Here is a 21405-nt window from a genome sequence, read left to right as displayed (position 1 = left end):
GTTGCTTAGCGGATAAAGCCGCGGGTGCGGAGCAGGGCAACGACCTGTTGCGCGGCTTCGAGGACTTCGAGTTCTGCGGTTTCGATATGTAGGTCTGGCTCATGTGGCGCTTCGTAGGGCGAGCTAATGCCAGTGAAATCAGGAATTTCTCCCTTCTGGGCGCGCGCATAGAGACCTTTGGGGTCACGATTGGCGCATACGTCTATGGGCGTATCCACGAACACTTCAATAAACTCTCCTGCGCCCAGCATGTCGCGTACGGCGGCACGGTCTGCCTGAAACGGTGAGATAAAGGCTGAGAGCACTATCAATCCCGCATCCACTAGTACTTTAGCGACTGAACCTGCACGGCGTATATTTTCAGCTCGATCTTCCGGACTAAAGCCTAAGTCGGCGCAGAGTCCGGTGCGCATTACATCGCCATCCAATACCAGCGTATGATTGCCATTCTGCAGTAACAACTCTTCCACTGCGCTCGCGAGCGTCGATTTTCCCGCCCCCGATAATCCTGTAAACCACACCACTGCCGGCCTTTGCTGTTTCAACAACGCGCGCCGTGCTGGCGTGACCTGATGGTCGTGCCAATCCACATCACTTGCACTCAAAGCTCCCGATGAAGCCTCTGCTAACGGCTGCGCTACCATGCCTGCGGCAACGGTCGCATTACTGCGCTTATCAATCACAATAAAGGCGCCGGTTTTGCGGTTCACTTTGTATTTGTCGAACACCACGGTTTCACTCAGCACCCAATCGGTCATGCCGACGTCGTTCAGTGCGAGGGTTTCTGCGCCTTGCTCTTGCAGCGTATTCACATCGAGGGTGTGCAGCACTTTTTCGCAGCGTGCGCTAACGGTTTTGGTGCCTAGTTTGACCCAGTATTCACGTCCGGGTAACAGGGTTTGCTCGTGCATCCACACCATGCGCGCTCGAAGCCGATTACTCATATGCGGCAGGGCGTCTTTATCGACAATCAAATCCCCCCGACTCACATCAATTTCATCGTTCAATACCAGTGTGACCGCTTGAGGTGCGATAGCGCGTTCCAGTTCACCGTCATAGGTGGTAATGCTCTCTACCGTGCTAATGGTGCCCGCTGGCAGTATGCGGATGGTATCGCCACGCTTGATAGAGCCTGACACTACCGAGCCCGCATAGCCACGTTTGGCGAGCTCACCGTTCGGGCGGGTCACGTATTGCACCGGGAAGCGGAAATCTTGCGTATTCAGTGCGCGGTCGATGGTCAGCGTCTCTAGATAATTCATCAAGGTACGGCCACGGAACCACGGCATATTGGTGCTCTTTTGCACCACGTTGTCGCCGGTCAGCGCCACGACGGGTACAAAGTGAATATCGGGGATATCCAACTGGCCTGCAAGTTTGAGATAGTCAGCTTGGATAGCCTTGTAGCGCGCTTGGTCATAACCCACCAAGTCCATCTTGTTGACCGCCACAATCACATGCTTGATCCCGAGCAAGCTGACAATATAGCTATGCCGACGAGTCTGCGTGAGCACGCCTTTTTCCGCATCAATCAGGATAATGGCCAGATCACTGGTGCTGGCTCCGGTCGCCATATTGCAGGTGTACTGCTCATGTCCGGGTGTGTCAGCGATGATGAACTTACGCTTGTCGGTACTAAAATAACGATAGGCCACGTCAATGGTAATGCCTTGCTCGCGCTCGGCATGCAAGCCATCGACTAAATGGGCAAAGTCATAAGATTCGTTGGTCTTAACGGCCTCGAGTTGGTCGGCAAAGGTTTTATGGCTGTCATACAGCAGTCGGCCAATGAGGGTACTCTTGCCATCATCCACGCTGCCACAGGTGATGAGACGCAGCAGGCCTTTCCCGTCTTGTGCTTTCGTTGTCGCTTGTAACGCCATCAGAAATACCCGTCCATTTTTTTGCGTTCCATGGAGCTGGCGGCGTCGTGGTCAATGGCCCGGCCTTGGCGTTCGCTGTGTGTGGCTTGCTGAGTTTCGCGGATGATGTCTTGCAGCGTGGTGGCATTACTTTCCACGGCGCCACTCAGCGGATAGCAGCCCAGCGTGCGAAAACGTACTTGTTTCAGTTGAGGCTGTTCGTCGGGCGCGAGTGGCAGCCGCTCATCATCAACCGCAATCCACATATTGTTGCGCCAGATCACCTGACGCTCTTTGGCAAAGTACAATGGCGGTATGGCGATCTGTTCTTGTTCGATGTATTGCCAGATATCGAGCTCAGTCCAATTGCTGAGCGGAAATACTCGAATACTCTCGCCTTTATGCACCTTACTGTTATACAAATTCCATAGTTCAGGCCGCTGATTCTTGGGATCCCAGCGCTGTTGCTGATCGCGAAACGAAAACACCCGCTCTTTGGCGCGTGACTTTTCCTCGTCCCGCCGCGCACCGCCAAAGGCCGCATCGAACTGATGCTCCTTGAGTGCTTGTTTGAGTGCTTGGGTTTTCATTACGTCGGTATACACAGCACTGCTGTGCTCAAACGGACTCAGCTTATCGGGATGGGTATGAATCAATAGCTGATGCTGCTGGGCAATGGCGTCGCGAAACGCATACATTTCCTGAAACTTCCACAGGGTGTCGATATGCAACAGCGGAAACGGCAGTTTGCCGGGTGCAAACGCCTTTTTGGCGAGGTGTAGCAGCACGCTGGAATCCTTGCCAATGGAGTACATCAGCACCGGCTTCTGAAACTCAGCCGCCACTTCTCGAAATATATGAATGGATTCAGCTTCCAACTGCTGTAGATGCGTCAGCATGTAGCTCTCTTATTGTTCTTCTTCTGCGTAAGAGTGTACCGCCTGCACCGCGCGCGGTCTAGCACCCCGCTGAGGGTTCCTTAAATGATTGTCAAATAGCCAATTTGTGGTAACTTGAGGTAAACATTTGTACAACCTTTAACCACAGGTGGCAAACCGTCATGGGAGATTTGCAGGGGCGATTGTTGGTACTCGATGACGATTTTGAGGTCAGTAGTACTATTCGTGAAATGGCGAAAATTGCGGGTTTTGAGGCACGTTCTTGTACCGATGCGAAGGAATTTTTTGCTTGTTTGCATGAGTTTGAGCCGACGCACCTCATTCTTGATCTAGCAATGCCAGGTGTCGACGGCGTTGAAGTGATGCGACAGCTGGTGCTCGAACAATGTGATGCAACCCTGATTATTGTGAGCGGGCTCGGCGAGAAGGTACTGAAGTCAGCACAGACGGCTGCTGCAGAAAGTGGCCTTAAAGTGGCGGGTGTGCTCCCCAAGCCCTTCCGTATGAGCGCGCTGAAAGCACTGCTCAAAGACTACATTGACCATACCAATAGCGCTGCGAGCGCTCCGAGAACTGCAGAACTTACTAGTGAAGAGCTCCAACAAGCGCTCGACCAAAAGCGGTTAGTGGTGTTTTATCAGCCGCAAATATCCTGTCATACCCGGCGCGTGACCGGCTTTGAGGCGTTGGTGCGTATTATCAGTCCTGAGCATGAGCTTATTTCGCCTGACCGTTTTATTCCGCTCGCTGAACGCACCGGACAAATTCACCAACTCACTCAGCAGGTGTTCTCGCAGGCCATTTGTTGGTTTGCCGAGCATTTTCGCGAGAGTCGACTCACATTGGCATTGAATACCTCGCCGAGTATTCTTGCAGAGACCAATTATCCGCAGACCATTCACAAGCTCTGTTCTCAGTGTGGGTTGGAGTCACAGCGTATCAAGTTGGAAGTAACTGAAACCAGTGCTGCGGAGAATCCGTCGATGGCGCTTGAGTTGCTGACCCAACTGCGCGTAAAAGGCTATGGCGTGGCGATTGATGACTTCGGTGTGGGGTATTCGTCGCTAGAGCAGTTGGTACGACAACCTTTTTCTGAACTCAAGCTGGATAAGAACTTTATTATTCCGCTGGCGCGCTCCGAGGAGTCGCGCAAAATTGCGGCGGCACTCATTGCCTTAGCCAAGGCATTGAAACTGACCACCACCGCGGAAGGCGTCGAGAATGAGGAAAGCTTGTCGTATTTGGCGTTGGCGGGTTGTGAGCATGCGCAAGGCTTCTATATTGGCCACCCGATGGCTGGCGATACGCTGTTGATGTGGCTCGCGAACTACCGTCCCGAGGTGCCGGAGCGGGTGTCATGAGTGAGCCATTAGATTACGAACAGTTATTCCTCCAAACGCCCACGTTGTTATTGATTCTGGAGCCACGTGAGTTCCGTATTGTGGCGGCCAGTAATAGTTTTCTCAAAGCCACTATGCGTGAGCGCGAGGACTTGATTGGGCGCTTGCTGTTTGAAGCCTACCCAGCGGATCCAGATGATGCAACCAGCCAGCTCGGCACCCAAACCATCGCCGAGTCACTGAACAAAGTGGTGCGCACCGGCCAGCCCGACACCATGAATGCTGTGCGTTATCCTATTGAACGGCCCCAGTCGGAAGGGGGCGGCTTTGTTGAGAGGTACTGGCAGGTCACCAATTCACCTGTATTCGATTCGCAGGGTCAGGTTGCCTATATTTTACATTCCCCAAAAGACGTCACTGCGCAGATGTTGGCGTTTGACCAAGCTGAGTCCGTCAGCGTGCAATTACGGCATACGCTCGAGAGTATGAGTGATGCCTTTATTATGCTCGACGAAGACTGGAATTTTACCTTTGTAAACTCGCAAGCTGAGAAGCTGTTGATGCGCGAAGCTGATGATTTGATCGGCTGCTCCATGTGGGATGAGTTTCCTGAAGCGGTGGGCTCTGAATTTGAAACGTCTTATCGGCGAGCTGTCGAGAGTGGTGAAACAGTGCGCTTTACTGATTACTTCGTGCCGCTCGATTTTTGGGTGCAGATTGATGCCTATCCGAGCCCCGAAGGCCTGGCAGTGTATTTCCGCGATGTGTCTGCAGAGCGACGCGCAGAGCAGACGCTGAAGCGAGCGAAAGAACGATTCGACTTAGTGACTCGCGCCACCAATGATGTGATTTGGGATTGGGATGTCGCGGCAAATGTATTGTGGTGGAGTGAGGCATACACCGAGCGCTTCGGGCATCCACGCCGTGATGAGGGTGACGATCCCGATGAATCCTGGGTGCAGCATATTTTTGCCGAGGATCGCGAACAGGTGGTGGAAGGGTACTACGCCGCCATGCACGACAAAAACTGTTCGCACTGGAATCATGATTACCGATTTGTGCGTGCCGATGGCTCGGTGGCTTTCGTGAATGACCGTTGTTACATCGCGCGCGATGCAAAAGGCAATGCGGTGCGACTGATTGGCAGTATCTTGGATGTCACCGAACGACGCGAACTCGACGAGCGCTTGTATCAGTCGCAGAAAATGGAAGCCGTCGGTCAGCTCACCGGCGGTATCGCACATGACTTTAATAACTTACTGACGGTAATTCTCGGGAATGCGGAACTGATTTCCGAACAGTTACCTAACGACCACGCCTTAAAGCCACTTGCAGACATGACAGTCAGCGCGTCGGAGCGCGGTGCAGAGCTCACCAACCGTTTGTTGGCGTTTGCGCGGCGACAACCGTTGGAGCCAAAACCGACACAATTGAACGAGTTACTGCACGGCATGTTACCGCTGCTCAAGCGCACGGTAGCCGAAGGCGTTGAAGTAGCATTGCTGACCGAGTCATCGTTGTGGTTGGCGGATATTGACCCCGCGCAATTTGAATCGGCGATTTTGAATCTATCGATCAACGCGCGTGACGCGATGTCCGAAGGTGGCGCACCGGCCAGCGGTAAACTCACGATTGAAAGTCGCAACGTAAAACTGGACGAAGATTACAGCAGTGCCCATGGTGACGTGGTCGCGGGCGATTATGTGCTGGTGTCGGTGTCGGATACCGGCACGGGGATGACACCAGAGGTGATCCAGCATGCCTTTGAGCCATTCTTCACGACCAAAGATCGCGGCAAAGGCAGCGGGCTTGGCCTTAGTATGGTGTACGGCTATGTGAAGCAGTCTAATGGGCACATCAAAATCTATTCAGAACTCCAACACGGCACCACTATTAAGCTGTATTTGCCGCGTGCGGTTGCTGCTGCGGATGAGGTGGTTGCACCTGCTGCTGCGGCTGAGCCAGAGGGCGGGCGTGAGCGCATTTTAATTGTCGAAGACGACGCCTTAGTACGTCAACATGTCATCATACAGCTGGCGGCTTTGGGCTATGACATTGAAGCAGCGAGCTCGGGCCAAGAGGCTTTGTCGATGCTTGAACAAGAGCGCTTCGATTTGCTCTTCACCGATGTGGTGATGCCAGGCGGTATGAATGGTCCGCAACTCGCTGCTGAAGCGCAACGTTTGTACCCAGATATGAAGATACTCTTTACCTCCGGCTACACCGAAAATGCCATCGTTCATCACGGCCGCTTAGATGCCGGCGTCCATCTGTTGAGCAAGCCCTATCGGCGCCAAGAGCTAGCTAGCAAAGTCCGCGAAGTCCTGCTCGCGCCCTAGCGGGCGCTTTACTTAGAAATCGAAGATTTCACCGAGTAGGCTCTTTTTCTTGTACTTTTTATGGCCATAGCCTTGGTTGTAGCCCGGGTGATGACCGTGCTGTGGCTGTTGTTGAGGTTGCGGTGCTGCTGGCGCTGCTGAACGCTCGATAATTTTGTCGAGCTCGCCGCGGTCGAGCCACACTCCACGACAACTTGGACAATAGTCAATCTCGATGCCTTGACGATCCGTCATCATCAGCTTTTCTTCTGGGCATACTGGGCATTTCATAGCGCGACCTCATACATAGAAAGATATAACCTAGACCTCAGCGCTTTTGCGAAGTTCCGACTCCGCGCACGGAGATTTAAGCCTGTGGCTTACAGACAGGCTGGAGCTGTGGAGCTAGGCTTTATGTTTTGGTTGGACGGATGCGCGATGATTGGCTTTGAAGATGAATACTACGATTTCGAAAACAATACGCTATTTGCCGACGAAGCAGAGGAGCTGGCGCGCAAGCTAGGCGAACTGATTCGGCTGGAGCGGCGCCATGTTGCCACGCAAGATGATCTGGCCTTTCTTGCAAACTCAAGTCGCGCCACCATATCGCGCCTCGAACGCGGTCACTCGGTGAGTACCCATTGTCTATTTGTGGTGCTGTATCGGCTGGAACTGTCGCGTCCATTCGTTGAGCTGGTGAACGCCCAGCTGAAAAATCCACCCAGTGCCCGCGAACGCCGCGCTCGCCGCGACGCTTTCCTCAAAGTCATGGCTCCATATCTCTAGCCACTCGCTATTAGCTATTGGCTACTAGTTACTAGCGAAAAGCGAATAACCACTAGCTAATAGCCAGTAGCGAGTAACTGTTTACTATTAACTGTATACCGGTCGTGCGTGTATTCAGAGGGGCTTGAGAAGTTTTGGTTCAGCTGCCGCAGATATGGAAAAACCTGCAGCAGATATGCTTCAACAGTACCCCCCGTTTTTCTCATATTTGATGCGTATGTACACATTTTTCCGAAGGGTTCTCCAACATACGTACTAATCTCCATGATGGGATTTGAGCGCTCCATATCGCCTGTGAATATCCGCGCATGCCCAGCCCAGCGGTTGGTTCTATCGATTGGTAGGAACTGGCTCTATGGTGGAGCCAGAGTGGGTGGCATGGTAATCCTGCATATTTTTTGAACAGGATGCAGGTATAAAGCACATGGGTAGTTCGCTGTTTATGGCCGCGGGTATATTGCTGTTAAGTGGGGATGGTGATACTGGGCGCACGGCCCTGACGGCAACGCAGTTGCTGGGGACGCAGCAGGTGGGGCTGGTGAATTATCAGCATTATGCGGTGCCTGCGGAGGCAGCGAATCCACAGAATACGTTTAGTGGAACATTGACGCTGACGATTGAGGCGGGCACGCTCAGCGAGCAGGGCACTAGCCTAGCGAGTGCGTACACGACGCCAGAGACTCTACCGAGTTTTGCCTATGAGTTCGTGCAGCATGGCACCCATTTGTTGCCGTTGGAGCGGCAGTTGATTCAGACCGGGCATCCGTCCTGGGATTTAATTCTGTCGCCTGGCCGTGTGTGGCAAGAAACGGGTGATCAGGGTTACAGCCGCGTGGCGCTGCCGTTTGCGCTGCAGGAGGTTAATGCCAACTGTATTCACAATGGTGTCATGACGTTTTTGTTTAAGAACGATGGCAGTATTTCCGAGGTGGCGTATCAAGTTGCGCAGGAAACCTGTCAGTACTTCAAGTACAACTTGCATGGCAAGCTCGCAGCCGACTATGACCCGCAAACACTCAGTTTCGCAAGTGCTGTGATCAGTGCCTACGAGGCCGAACAAGCAGCACGCATCCCCGTGAAGCCGCTCAGTGCGTTGGCAACGGATTATCCCAGTGCTGGCGTGAGTGTCAGTGCTATTGGGAGTGATCAGTCTGCCAGCCATCGTAGTGCCTATGGTGTTTATTATGCTGGTGTGCATTATCAGGGTGCTTGTGCCACGCGGCAGGGTGATTACCCCTTCTGTGATGTGATGGCGTTGCCGTCGTATTCCACCGCCAAATCAGTGGTCGGTGGCTACACGTTGATGGCGTTGGAGAATCGCTACAGTGGTTCGCAGAAGGATTTGATTGTCAGTGACTATGTCAGCCAGTGTCCGACTAGCCGCTGGAGTGACGTCACATTTGCCGATGCTCTTGGCATGGTGACCGGCAATTATGACTCCTCTGGTGACTCGGTCGATGAAGGTTCTACAGCAACCGTCAATGACTTCTTCTTAACCGCTACCCATGCCGACAAAATCAGTCATGCCTGTGATTATCCGCGCAAGTCGACACCCGGTTCGTTGTTTGTGTACCACAGCTCCGATACCTATATTCTGAGCGCTGGCATGCAAGCGTTTTATCAGCAGCAAGAAGGCAGCACTGCTGATTATTACAACGACTTGCTAGTTCCTGATTTGTGGCAGCCATTGGAGCTGAGTCCGCTCAGCTATGGCACCCGCCGCAGCTACGACACCGTGGCGATGCCGTGGGCTGGCTTCGGCTTGAGTTTGCTCAGCGATGATTTCCTGAAACTGGGACGCTTTGCCAGTATTGATGACGGTGTAGTCGATTCGCAGCAGGTACTCGATCCCACCATGCTAGCCGATGCCATGCAGACCACCAGCAATGGCGGTGTCACCACCGGTACGTCCAGCAGTCGTTATCGGTATGGTTTCTGGGCCTATGACTTGGGTGCATCCAGTATCATCAGTTGCCCCAACAATAGTTGGGTACCCTACATGTCAGGCTTTGGTGGTATTGGCGTGGTGCTACTGCCCAACGACATGGTGTACTACTACGTGAGCGACAACGACGAATACGGCTTCACCAAAACCGTCAACGAGCTCAATAAAATCAGCCCCGCCTGCCAGTAGCTAGTCAGTGGTGAAGAAGTGCTGGCCGAGGCCGATGCTGCGGGAGGTGAGTGGTTGCCGTACTTGGGCGGCGCTGGCGGTGGTGCTGGCGCTGCTATTGCGGCGGTGGAATTCAAGTACCGCTGGAGTCCAGGTGAGGCCGAGCGCTTCGAATAGCGCGCGGGAAGTGGTTTCAGGCTGTTGGACGAGCTCTTCGTAATCGACCACATGCAAACGCGGCAGTTTGGCGTTCAGCCAGGGCTGCATCATGTCGGTAACGGCATCGTAGTAGGCGCAGCACTCGTCTGTCGAGTAGGACCATGGGTAGGCTTGGGCGAAGAGCTGCTTCAGGATAGCGTAGCAATGGTCTTCGCGTTGCCGGCGTACATAGACAATATGGGCGTCGGGCAGGGCACGCAGAATGTGCTCGATATTGAGTAAATTCAGCGGCAGCTTATCGACAAATGCACGGGTTTCCGCAGGTAGCGATGGTATGTTGGCACGGTAAGCTGCACCCATTGCCGCGGAATCCAACTCATCTGTTAAGCCGACCAGTTCGGCTTTGCGTGGCGGTCGCGAACTGCCATTTTTGGCAATAAAAGCGCGCTTCAACTCTTGTCCCAGTGCCGCGGGAAACTGATTGAGTTCACCAGCCAAGTGCACGCCTTCCGCGCAGCCCAGCATGCGTTCCAGCAAGGTGGAGCCTGCGCGCGGCAAGCTCACTACAAAAATCGGCCGCGCCGCACTAGACGTTGTGGCTGTTGCCGTCATCGAAGGAGCAACGTGCGCCACTCGGTCGCGCAAGCTACGTAAAGTGGCAATGTCGTCGGCGATATCGTATTGAATGTGTTGGCGCCTTAATGCACAGGCGTCGCGCAGCACAGCAAAGCTGTCGGCGAGCAGCGTCAAATCATCTGCGCCGACCGCACAATCTTCGAGTTCTTTGGCAAGGGCAAAGCCCAGTTGCACCCGTGCCTTCACCGCACCCGAAGCAGTGCGAGCCAGCGCCGCCCGCAACTCCGACATGTGGTTGTCAGCAAGCGACCAGCGCCGCAGGCCGCTGCGCAGAAGCCAGGCTTCCGCGTCGTCCGGACGCAGCTCAAGCACTTCATCTAAGCAGTGTTCAGCTCCGGTCAGGTCGCCGGTGATGCGCAGCATCGTAGCGAGGTTGAATAGTAGCGTTGGACGCTCAGCTGCCGCAGCACAAAAAAGAGCGCGGCGATAGAGATCTACCGCCGCGCTATAATGGCCTGCTTCGGAAGCTCGCAGCGCAGCCGCAGCCAAGCTGGAACTATCCTGCATGCTTACCAACCGAAGTTGTAGCTAAACTGAACGCCGATGGTGCGTGGCTGACTGATGTATTGTTTCGAGCTGTTGCCATAGAAGTTCTCGTCCGGGTCCGTGCCCATGTAGCCTTCTGACAACACGCCCGTTACCCCTTCTTCGTTGAAGATGTTTTTCACGAAGAGCGTAACCTTCCAGTCATCCGCGTGCAAGGTCGTTGAAGCGTTGGCAATCCAGAATGACGGTAAATCGATGTCAAACTTTGGATTGTTCCCCAAGGCATTGCGCGAGTCAGATTGATAGTAAGCACTGACATTGCTAACCAAGTAGAAGCCACTGTCCAGATCCATCGAGTGGTTTAAGCCAGCACTAAAGGTGTTCTTCGCCATGCTTGGCAATTGCTCGCCAGCTTCGGCGTAAACGTAGCTTGAAGGATTGGCTTGGTTGCCTGATGGCACCACTAAATCTTTGGTTAGCTCCGCGTCGACATAGGCATAACCGAGGTTGTACTTGATGCTGTCGGTTAAGAAGCCTTTAAACTCCACTTCGACACCCTGGCTGCGCGCTTCGTCGCCATTTACGGCTGCATAGAAACCCCAGTTTGGCGTGGCAATGTTCAGCTGTGGGTCTTCCCAGTCCATGCGGAACAAGCTAATCGAATAGTTATGACGATTCACAGAGCCCTTAATACCTGTTTCGATGTTGACCACGCTATCGGGTTCATAGCTCAGGTATTCTGGGTTTTCCGCAAAGGCGCCAGTCAGTGGAACCGCGCTGGTACCGCCGCGACGATAGCCTTCAGACACTGTGGCGTACCACATCATGTCAGCGGTCACATCATAAGACACGTTGGCTTTGAATAAGGTGCCATTGTCATCAAAGTCAGAGTCGACATTGGCTGGGCCCGGATAAATGGGTAGCTCAATAGTGGTATCGTTGCTGATGTCGTTGTCGAAGTGACGCAAGCCTACCGTGGTGCTGAGCTTGTCGTTGATATTCCAGGTTAACTCACCGTAGAACGAGAGTTCTTTCACACTGCGGTTGTCACGATACAAGAAGTCTTGATCGGTGAGGGTACCGCCCCAACTGGCGAGCGTATCGTCAAAACCGCTGGCTTGTGCCCAAGTTCTAAAGCCTGGCATCAAGCTGTCTTGTCCTGAAGCGGTGTCTTGGTCAAAGTAGAAAGCACCGATAATCCAGTCGAATTCATTGGAGCCATTGGAGACTAAGCGTAGCTCCTGCGTAAAGCCAGAGTCTTCATAGAAACGATTGGCAATGGCCAGCGGTCGTGGGCTACCACCGTAGTACCAAGCAAACCAGTTGTTCTGAGCGTAGAAGCCGCTGTTATCTGATGTTGACGTACCTTCGTGCTCATAGTCGGAGGTGCTCGATGACAAGGTGGCAAAGCCAAGATCCCACTCGAGTTCCAACGAGGTGGCGCTGACTTCACGTTCTGCAGGCTCGCGATGCACCGCACCATTTTCGTAGTCATCGTACGGTTGTTCTGTGCCATCCACCCAGTTGGTGCCGGTGGTGACTTGGCGTCGGCCGCCAATGTCATCGTCTTGGAAATGATGACTGAACAATGCCGAGAAGTTGTCATTCGGCTGCCATAATACGCCGATACGACCGTAGGTGATTTCTGCTGTGTCGGCATCTTCAACCCGTTCAAAGATTGGATCGCCGTTAGCAATATCGCCACCTTGTGCAAGCGGCTCACCGCTGCTATTTAAGGCGTAGACGTTGGCGTAGTCCACAATACCGGCATTGTCGATGCGACCCAAGAAGCCTCGCACCGCCATGGTATCGCTCAGTGGTTGGTTGACCAAAGCAAAGTAGTTTTTGTTAAAGCCGTCAGAACCTTCTGCTTGTGCCAAGCCACCTTCAACGCGCGCATAGCCGCTATATAGGTCTGGCTTGTTCAAGCGATAACGCACCGTACCTGCCAGTGAACCGGAGCCATACAAGGTGCCTTGTGGTCCGCGCAAAATCTCGACCGCATCGATGTCTTTTAAGATGAAATTGGCAAACAAAGGTGTGTCATTCACATAGGTGCTCACCGTCGGTACGGCATTCACAGCGAAGTCACCATTGCCCGCCGAGTCCACGTTCATGCCGCGGATCACGATGTTATTGATCACGCCCGAGTTCCGATAACCGCGGTCGACCACAGTGATCCCTGGGGTTTCGCGCATCACGTCCACTTGGTCGACAATGTTGCGTTCTTCCAGCTCAGAGCCTGAGAGCACCGAGATATTGTAGGGGATTTCATTCACCGTTGTCGGCCGACGAGTGGCGGTCACGGTAATACGTTCGTCAGCCTCAGCACGCGCTTCTGCGTCTTGCTCTTGCGCCGCGAGCGGCTGTGCGAAAGCACCGAGCAGCAGCGCCGAGCTCACGGCAAGCGCGAGCGGTGAGCGACTAAACTCTGGGTTGTGCATGTTGTTCTTGGTTTTAAGTGTGGTTGTCATCGGGCTATCCCCTCTGTTTATTATTATGTCTGAAAAAGTCATGCTGTTTCAGGAAGTTTTTGGTTTTGCGAGCGGTCCGAGTGCATCCAGACTCGCTGAGCGTTGGGCTTGATACTGCGGAAACGAATGTGCAGCATCGCGAAAACTTTTCAGTGGTTGCCCCAAGCTATGCCAGCCGTTTTCACGAACGCGGCGTAAATAGTTGAGGTCCAGGTCAATCAAGATCATTTCATGCTGATCACCGGCTTGGTGAATCACTTCACCGCCTGGGCCGGCAATAATCGAGCGGCCAACACCAATGGTCGCAGCCGCATTCACCGACACCACATAGGCTTGATTGGTGGCCGCGCTCGCGCGGGCAATGGCGAGTTCGGTATCACGGTCGATGGTGTTCGTTAGCGTCGGGTGAAGAATCACTTCGGCGCCTTGCCAAACCAGTGAGCGGGTGGTTTCTGGGAACCAGAGGTCGTAGCAAATCGAAACGCCAAAGGTCGCCACGCCAGGAATAGTAAAGACTTGCGCGTCAGTGCCGGCACTGATCCCTTCTTCATAAGGTAAGAACGGATAGAGCTTGCGATGACGACAGACCACTTCGCCTTGCGGGTTGTAGACGCTGGAGGTGTTGTAGATATGGTCGCCGTCACGTTCAAACAGTGAACCATTGCATAGCCACACACCCGCATCACGGGCCAGTTGTTGAAATTTTTTATCGGTTTTGCAGGGTAATTGGGCCGCATAGCGCGGCGCTGGGCCAAAGGTTGCCAGCTCCGGAATCACCACCATTTGCAGATGCGGATAGCGGCGCTTGGCTGCCATCACTTGGGCTTCGATATGCTCGAAGTTATCCGTATTCGCGCTGAGATTCAGTTGTAACCCAGCGAGGGTAAAAATATTGTCAGACATCCATGACTCCAATTTGGGACATGGATCTACGGTAGTTTTTTAAACTGGCGAGGAATAGGTCCAGTTACGGACGAGTTTAAGAGCCAGTTTCGGCGGGTTTGGTTTCTTTGGCTCCCTAATGCAGGCGATAAAAGGCTGAGTCGACCAGTTTGCCGTCGCGGACCCAGTTAATGCGGTTGTTATCCGTATAGATTTCAAAGCCCAGGGTTTCGCCGTAGCTCCATTCTTGCCATTGGCGGAACCAGCGGTCGCCTTCCAGCCACCATTGCCCAACATCGTGGCGTTCATCTTGATAGCCTTCCCAGCCCACCATACTGCCGTCGGCATGTAACCGTATGCGGTAGGGGTCGCCGAATACGGTGCGGCCGATAAACTCGACGCGGCTAGCAAAGTCGCGCAACTTGGCACCTTGCAGACGTTTACCCCACTGGTCGGCGGTTTGTTGGCGGGTAGAATCTTGCTGTTCCCACTGACGCATCAGCTGCGCTAGGAGTTCGACACCAGCCCGAATCGACTCGGTTTTGATGCTACTGACACCGAGGCGGAAGTAATGATGCGGCTTGGTACTGCCGCCGAAAAAGCGGGTGACCGGTTCAATCAAGATCCCTTGCTTGGCGGCTTCTGCCGCAAACTCGCGACTATCCAGTTGGGTTGGGCCTTCAATCCAACAGGTACTGCCGCCTACCGTGCGACTGGTGACAATGCGCGTGGACAGATAATGATTCAATGCCTCGCGCATCTCTTGCCAACGCTCAGCCAGTTCATGATTGAGCTTACGCAAGGTTTGGTCGTAGTAACCGAGCGAGAGGAACAAGCCCATGACGCGCTGGTTGTTCGCAGGTGGATGGCGCGAGATCAAGGTTCGCAGCTGTCGTGCTTGTTTAATCAACGGTGCTGGCGCGACCATAAAGCCAAGGCGCAGGCCGGGGGCTAGTACTTTGGAGAAGCTGCTGACATAAATCACCCGGCCGTCGGTATCCAAGCTCTTGATAGCCGGATGCGGTTGCGCGACAAAGTTACTTTCACTTTCGTAATCATCTTCAATAATGATGAAGTCGTCGTCGCGTGCTTGCTGAATAATTTGTTCGCGATGCGCCATCGGCATAGTCACTGCCGTGGGCATTTGATGGCTCGGGGTGACGTAGAGCACATCAGTATGCGCGGGTATTTGGCTGGGAATAATGCCGTCTTCATCCACTTCTGCCAAGTGAATGGGGCTGTAAGCTTGCTGTGCCAGCTGGCGAATGCCGGGATAACCAGGCTCTTCAATAGTTACTAGGGTTTGGTTATTCAGAAGTAAACGAGTCAGCAAATACAGCCCATGTTGCGAGCCTAGGGTGACTAAAATCTCATCTTTGTTGGCATAGATCCCTCGCCGGGGTAGCACTTTGGTGCGAATTTCTTCGGTCAGCAAGGTATCGTCGTCGTGGCCGCTGTCCGATGCCCAGTTCTTGATTTCACTGACGTTCAGGCTGAGTTTGGAGCATTCGCGCCATTGTTGGACCGGAAATAAACTCGGGTCGAACTGGCCATCAATAAAGGGATACGGAAACTGTTGCCAGTTGGGCGGATAGGGCGGTGCGAGATGATCCAGCCGCAGTTTGTTTAGGCGGCGTTGCCAGTCGTTTTCTTGCGCTTGTTGCTCGGGTTCGCTGGGTGTTTGCAGTTGTTCGCCGTGAGGCTCAAGTGCGTGTTGATCGTATAAATCGGCACGAACATAAATGCCACTGCGTTCTTTGCTTTCGAGATAGCCCTCGTCGATGAGCTGCTCGTAGGCGGCAACTACGGTATTGCGGGCGATACCCAGTTGTTCGGCGAGTTTGCGACTCGATGGCATTTTACTGCCGCAGGCAAAGTGGCCCATAGAAATGGCCTGCACCAGCTTTTGCATCAGCTGTTGCTGTAAATTGGCCGCTCCGTTACTGGAGGCCTGAGTATCAAGGACAAATAAAGGCTGCATCATGCACGCAGTGTAGAGCTTGTCGACAGCCGCTGTCTAGATGCTTTCGTCTGCAGACTGATTATCGAGAATGCGCGATGGGTACAGAGAAATAAAGGCGGCAGCAATTAACAATACGGTAGCGATAGTGATCAATTGCCCGTATTCGGAATCGGCGACAATAAAGGCGGCGAACATTGGCCCGGAGGCCAGTCCCATTTTTGAGGCAAAGCCACCGAGCGCGGCCATTTGGCCAGCTTTATCGAATTCGCTGCACACGCCCAGCAAGTAGGCAATGGAGAATGCCCAAGTAATACCGACCAGAATATTGGCGAGCCAGAATACCCATTCGTGGAAGCTGTAATGCAAAGCAAAAGTTGCTGCGGCGGTAATTAAAATGCCGCCCAGAATTGGCAAGGTACGGCCAAATTTAGCGCCCATTAAGACGACAAAACCAGAGCCGGCAAGGCCAAGCCAAGCGGATACGCCCAGAGCTGGGCTAATGGTGGAATCGAGATTGAGGCCAGCGACTTCACCCAGGTCAATAATGTAGGCATAGAGCGCCATATTGGCGGCCTGAAATAGAAAGACGGACAGGATGGCAAAGCCGAGCGGGCGCTTCTGGATGGGAGCAATAATCTGCTTGGGATCGCGAATCTTCACCGGATAATCCGGCAGGAATTGCAGCATGATCAGGGAGATGACACAAAAAGCAATGAGCGAAGCGAACAAGATCCAACTTCCCAATACCGGCACCAAAGGTGGCAGTACCATCACGCCCAGCCCGCCTAAGCCAAACTGAACAAACAGCAACATACCAAAGGTTTTGTGTGGGTCTTCAGTACGGGCAATCACAGCAAAGCTAATACCGACCAGGAGGCCGCCGACAAAACCATGCACGGAGCGCATGATCATCATGGTGAGTTCTTGGTCGATCAACATAGAAAAGCCGTCCATGGCGATAAGTACGACCAACAAGAACAAGGCAACGGGCTTCCACTGGATTTTGCGGATAATAAAAATAGCCGCAAAAGCGCCAAAGGCAGCACCGTAGATATTCAAAGAACCGATAAAGCCAGCGTCTTGGTTCGAGAAGCCAAGACCATTGATTAGACCACTGACGATAGCCGGCATTAAATTGACATAGAAGAATCCCGCCGTTGCCAGAAAGGCGAGCATGAGTCGAGCGGTATAGCCGTTCGGTGCAACGGTGGTAGCCACAAATGGCATAGCGAGATCCTTTTTTATTATTATGAATGAGCGTTCGTTAGCCTGATGGATACCTTATCAACTTCAGTTACAGGTACGAGAGCCAGTTTTTAATCATTGATGGTGCCAGTTGACTGCTTTAAGGGCCAACTCAACTTTTTCGGGCTCGCGCGGCTGCCTGCGGGTGACCCAAAATTGCTCGAACGGATAGTGAAAATGCTCGGGTTGAATAAAGCGCAGTTCGCCGGTCGCGATGTAGGGATGCGCCAATGCCTCCGGTAAAAAGCCGAGATAAGCGCCCGATAAAATCAGACTTAAGCGTGCATCGAACTGATATGCCTTGGCTTGTGGTTGGAGTAATTGTAAGAGTTTGCGGCCGTCAGGGTTGATATTGACGCCAGGATGCACCGCTGGAAAGTCTTTGAGTGCGGCTTCGGTAATGTCGGTATCTGGCTGTTTGAATAACGGATGGGCTTTACCACAACATAAATAAATGGGCGTGCTAAACGCTGGCTGATAGGCCAAACCATCCATTTGTCGGTAACCGGGCATGAGCGCCATGTGCGCTTGGTTCTTGAGCAGGGCAAGCTCAATTTGCTGTAGCGGCAGTAAGTCAATACTCACTTCGACGGTAGGGGCCTGCATGTGAATGTAATGCAGCGCCTTGGCTAAGTGCTGCTGGCGCGGCTGATCGAGTTGGTCGCTACAGAGAATGGTCAATTCGCCGCTGAGATCACGGCTGACCTTGGCAATGGCGTGGCGAAAGCTGTCGTGGGCGTCATTGAGTTCGAGGATAGCGGCATACACCGACTGTCCTTCTCGCGTGAGCGCAAAACCTTGCCTGCCGCGTCGACAGAGCGTGAGCCCGAGGCGCGTTTCCAAGTCGCTCATATAAGTGCTGATGGCAGAGAGGCTGACATTGAGCTCGGTTTCTGCGGCACTGAAGCCCCCGCATTCGACCACGGTCCGAAACACCTGCAAAAGTTTGAGATCAAAGTCAGTCAGTTGACGATCTGCGAACATGAACGCCTCTTTAGTTTTGTATTTTAATAAGTATACATTAATAACTTTATATTTAATGAAGTAAAGGGTTTTTGCTTTACTAACGGCATTCTTTGAGTGCTGATGTGGAGCTTAGCCATGAATCCGAAACCCCTGCAGGGTGTAGTAGACAACGATTTGCTCGATGCGACATGGTTCTATGAGGTCGCAGATAGTTTTGCAGTGATGAATCCGGCCACGGGTGAGGACTTTGCTTGGGTGCCCGATGCCTCGGCGGCCGATGCCTCGGTGGCCGTTGCTGCGGCAGCAGCCGAGTTTCCGCGCTGGTCAGGGCTGGCGGCACGCGAACGCGCCAAGGTGCTGTTTCGGTGGGCGGATTTGTTGCTCGAACACCGCGCTGATTTGGGTGCCTTGCTGAGCTATGAGCAAGGCAAACCGGTGGCTGAAGCGATTGGTGAAATTGAGTACAGCGCCTCCTATGTGCAGTGGTTTGCGGAAGAAGCCACACGACTCTACGGCGATACCATTCCTGCTCCCGCAAGCAGCAAGCGCATTTTTGTGACCAAGCAGGCAGTGGGTGTGGTGACAGTGATTACGCCATGGAACTTCCCAATGGCGATGCTAGCGCGTAAAGCTGTAGCAGCCTTGGCTGCAGGTTGTACTTTGGTTGCTAAACCCGCGCAGGAGACGCCGTTATCCGCATTTGCTTTACATCGCTTAGCGGTTCGCGCAGGCCTTTCCGCAGCTGCTTTTGCGGTGGTAGCGGGCACGGCGTCAGCAGCTATTGGCGAGGTGCTGACGCAGCATCAGGCGGTCGCCAAATTCAGTTTTACTGGTTCGACTCGGGTCGGACGCTTATTGGCGGCGCAGTGTGCGTCGACGGTCAAGCGAGTGTCGCTGGAACTGGGCGGCAATGCCCCCTTTATTGTATTTGCCGACGCCGATATAGAAGCAGCACTGGATGGTTTGATGCTGGCGAAATTTCGCAATGCGGGGCAAACCTGTGTGTGCGCGAACCGAGTACTGGTGGATGCTGCCATAGCTGATGAGTTTACTGAGCGTTTGGCGGCGCGTGTTAGTGCGTTGCGAGTGGGGCCCGCGTTTACGGATGATGGCTCGGCGGATGATGTGCAAATTGGGCCACTGATCCATGAACGGGCAGCTACGGGGTTGCGGGAATTGCTGAGTCGCGCGGTGGCAGATGGTGCACGACTCGTGGGTGCTGAGGCGGTGCAAGGTGACGGCGCGTGGTTGCATCCATGTGTGGTTGCGGATGTGCGTAACGATTCTGAATTGGCGCAGTCGGAGCTCTTTGGTCCGGTCGCTCCGGTAATCCGCTTTCGTAATGAAGCCGAGGCTCTGACGTTAGCGAATGCCACTGAATATGGTTTGGCAGCTTACCTGTATAGCCGCGATATCGGCCGCTGTTTACGAGTAGCAGAAGGATTGCAGTTTGGCATGGTCGGCATCAACGATGGCGCGATTTCCAACGCTGCTGCGCCATTTGGCGGCATGAAACAGAGTGGCTATGGCCGTGAGGGCTCGAAGTACGGGCTCGATGATTATGTTGAAACCAAATATTTAAGTATTGGCGGCATTTAAGCCAGCTCTAAGAGAATAAGAAGGAACGAATGATGACAACAAACGCAGAATTACAACAACGTAAATTAGCCGTCTTTGCCCGCGGGCAAGGCAATGTGTATCCGGTTTATGTGGAGCGGGCTCACAACGCGGAAGTATGGGACGTTGAAGGCAAACGCTATATTGATTTAGGCACGGGTATTGCGGTGTGCAATACCGGGCATGCGCATCCAGCAGTCGTGGCTGCGGCAACGCGCCAGTTGGAAGCCTTTTCGCATACCTGCGTGATGGTGAATCCCTATGAAGTAGCGGTGGAACTTGCCGAACGTTTGACGCGCTTAGCACCAGGCCCATCGGCGAAAAAGGCCTTGTTTGTGAGCACCGGAGCTGAGGCGGTAGAGAACTGCGTGAAAATTGCGCGGGCAGCTACCGGCCGCCGTGGTGTGATTGCCTTTACTGGCGGCTTTCATGGGCGCACCAACCTCGCGATGGGATTAACCGGCAAAGTAGCGCCTTACAAAGCCACGTTTGGGCCATTCCCGGCGGATATTTATCATGCGCCGTTCCCCATGACTTCGCATGGGGTATCTGAGCAGACGTCGTTGTCATGCCTGCAGCATATCTTTAAGTCGTCGATAGCAGCCGCGGATGTGGCCGCCATTATAGTTGAGCCGATTCAGGGTGAAGGCGGCTTTTATGCAGCATCACCGGCATTTTTGCAGGCGTTGCGAGGACTCTGTGACGAGCACGGCATTCTGCTGATACTGGATGAAATTCAAACCGGCTTTGGTCGCACGGGACGGATGTTCTGCGCAGAATATAGCGGTGTGGAAGCAGACTTGATGACCATGGCTAAAGGGATTGCGGGCGGTTTGCCATTGGCAGCGGTGGTTGGTCGTAGCGAGATCATGGACGCCGCACATGTGGGCGGCTTGGGCGGTACCTATGGCGGCTCACCGGTGGCGTGCGCAGCCGCACTTGCAGTTTTGGATGTGATTGCAGAGGAGCAACTGATTGAGCGCGCGGTAGCTATCGGCGCTGAATTCTCGCGGGCTTTAGGGGCTCTGCGTACCGACTTTCCGGAGTTGATTCTGGAAGTGCGCCAAGTGGGCGCGATGATTGCGCTGGAGCTGGTGCACGATGGCGATGCTTCGAAGCCGAATACGGGGTTGGTACAAAGACTGATTCAGTTAGCACCAGAACATGGCTTGATCTTGTTGTCCTGTGGCTATTACGGCAACGTGATCCGCTTCCTGCCTGCGCTAACTATGGACGATACCATTCTGGCCGAGGCACTCGAAACCTTCGACGTGCTGTTCCGCAGAGCCGCCTGCTAGTTACTAGCTACTGGCTACTAGCTACTAGCGAAGAGCTGAAAGCCAAGAGCCAGCAGCGTGTGTGTTTGGTATGCCCTGAATAGTTTGGGTTCAGATGCCGCAGATATAGGAAAACCTGCGGCATATATGCTGCACCAGCACCCCCGTTTCTTGCATATTTGATGCATGTGAACACCATTTTTCGAAGGACTCTCCAACATACGTACTAATTTCTGTGATGACTCACGGGTGAAGTATTTTATTTGTGAATGCCTGTTTGATAGTCGTGGGAGCAAGCCGTCACTCTTTGCAGAGCCCCCCCCTCGGAGTGGGGGCTGACACCTGGATTTTTTGGTCTATGATTGATCTTGGTATTGGGATT

The 21405-nt window shown here is 53.5% G+C and carries 15 protein-coding genes; 6 read left to right on the top strand and 9 right to left on the bottom strand.

Annotated elements, in window-relative coordinates; all coding sequences use genetic code 11:
* Nucleotides 1-5: 5 nt before the first annotated feature.
* Entirely contained in the window at nt 6-1883 is a 1878-nt protein-coding gene (gene cysN / locus CWE22_RS05480; protein ID WP_169930343.1) for a sulfate adenylyltransferase subunit CysN, read from the bottom strand.
* A complete protein-coding gene (cysD, locus tag CWE22_RS05475) occupies nt 1883-2761 on the bottom strand; it encodes a sulfate adenylyltransferase subunit CysD (RefSeq protein WP_169930342.1) in 879 nt (292 codons plus the stop codon). Before cysD ends, cysN begins: the two co-directional genes overlap by 1 nt.
* Nucleotides 2762-2922: 161 nt before the next feature.
* On the opposite strand from cysD, the gene CWE22_RS05470 reads away from it, so the two are divergent.
* Nucleotides 2923-4122 carry an EAL domain-containing response regulator gene (locus tag CWE22_RS05470; RefSeq protein ID WP_169930341.1) on the top strand — a complete coding sequence of 400 codons (1200 nt, stop codon included), beginning with the start codon at nt 2923-2925 and terminating at the stop codon, nt 4120-4122.
* A complete protein-coding gene (locus CWE22_RS05465) occupies nt 4119-6440 on the top strand; it encodes a hybrid sensor histidine kinase/response regulator (RefSeq protein ID WP_169930340.1) in 2322 nt (773 codons plus the stop codon). Before CWE22_RS05470 ends, CWE22_RS05465 begins: the two co-directional genes overlap by 4 nt.
* A 12-nt stretch (nt 6441-6452) precedes the next feature.
* Here CWE22_RS05465 and CWE22_RS05460 read toward each other — a convergent pair whose 3' ends face one another.
* Nucleotides 6453-6710, bottom strand: a complete 258-nt coding sequence (locus CWE22_RS05460; RefSeq protein ID WP_169930339.1) for a TFIIB-type zinc ribbon-containing protein — start codon at nt 6708-6710, stop codon at nt 6453-6455.
* Between the two features lie 84 nt (nt 6711-6794).
* Between CWE22_RS05460 and CWE22_RS05455 the strand changes: the two genes are divergently transcribed.
* Nucleotides 6795-7205, top strand: a complete 411-nt coding sequence (locus CWE22_RS05455; protein ID WP_169930338.1) for a helix-turn-helix domain-containing protein — start codon at nt 6795-6797, stop codon at nt 7203-7205.
* 424 nt (nt 7206-7629) lie between these two features.
* Complete coding sequence (locus tag CWE22_RS05450) at nt 7630-9339, top strand: serine hydrolase domain-containing protein (RefSeq protein WP_169930337.1); 1710 nt, start codon at nt 7630-7632, stop codon at nt 9337-9339.
* On the opposite strand, the gene CWE22_RS05445 is transcribed toward CWE22_RS05450, so the two are convergent.
* The 6 genes from CWE22_RS05445 to CWE22_RS05420 all read right to left on the bottom strand — a co-directional run bounded on the left by CWE22_RS05445 (nt 9340) and on the right by CWE22_RS05420 (nt 18147).
* On the bottom strand, nt 9340-10344 hold the full coding sequence (locus CWE22_RS05445; RefSeq protein ID WP_244595956.1) for a sulfotransferase family protein: 1005 nt from the start codon (nt 10342-10344) through the stop codon (nt 9340-9342).
* Between the two features lie 278 nt (nt 10345-10622).
* Entirely contained in the window at nt 10623-13073 is a 2451-nt protein-coding gene (locus CWE22_RS05440) for a TonB-dependent receptor (RefSeq protein ID WP_244595955.1), read from the bottom strand.
* Between the two features lie 48 nt (nt 13074-13121).
* Nucleotides 13122-13976, bottom strand: a complete 855-nt coding sequence (locus tag CWE22_RS05435; RefSeq protein WP_169930335.1) for a carbon-nitrogen hydrolase family protein — start codon at nt 13974-13976, stop codon at nt 13122-13124.
* Between the two features lie 115 nt (nt 13977-14091).
* The gene (gene pdxR, locus CWE22_RS05430) at nt 14092-15939 is read right to left on the bottom strand and encodes a MocR-like pyridoxine biosynthesis transcription factor PdxR (RefSeq protein ID WP_169930334.1); all 1848 of its coding nucleotides are present in this window, start codon (nt 15937-15939) and stop codon (nt 14092-14094) included.
* Between the two features lie 33 nt (nt 15940-15972).
* Nucleotides 15973-17145, bottom strand: a complete 1173-nt coding sequence (locus tag CWE22_RS05425) for an MFS transporter (protein ID WP_169930333.1) — start codon at nt 17143-17145, stop codon at nt 15973-15975.
* A 93-nt stretch (nt 17146-17238) separates the two neighbouring features.
* A complete protein-coding gene (locus CWE22_RS05420; protein WP_169930332.1) occupies nt 17239-18147 on the bottom strand; it encodes a LysR family transcriptional regulator in 909 nt (302 codons plus the stop codon).
* A 117-nt stretch (nt 18148-18264) separates the two neighbouring features.
* Here CWE22_RS05420 and CWE22_RS05415 point away from each other — a divergent pair, with 117 nt between their 5' ends.
* Nucleotides 18265-19728, top strand: a complete 1464-nt coding sequence (locus CWE22_RS05415; protein WP_169930331.1) for an NAD-dependent succinate-semialdehyde dehydrogenase — start codon at nt 18265-18267, stop codon at nt 19726-19728.
* 29 nt (nt 19729-19757) lie between these two features.
* A complete protein-coding gene (gene gabT / locus CWE22_RS05410; protein ID WP_169930330.1) occupies nt 19758-21044 on the top strand; it encodes a 4-aminobutyrate--2-oxoglutarate transaminase in 1287 nt (428 codons plus the stop codon).
* Nucleotides 21045-21405 lie beyond the last annotated feature (361 nt).

The sequence above is a fragment of the Pseudidiomarina aestuarii genome, from assembly GCF_003987355.1.
GTDB lineage: Bacteria > Pseudomonadota > Gammaproteobacteria > Enterobacterales > Alteromonadaceae > Pseudidiomarina > Pseudidiomarina aestuarii.
This window is presented reverse-complemented; position numbering and strand designations above follow the sequence as displayed.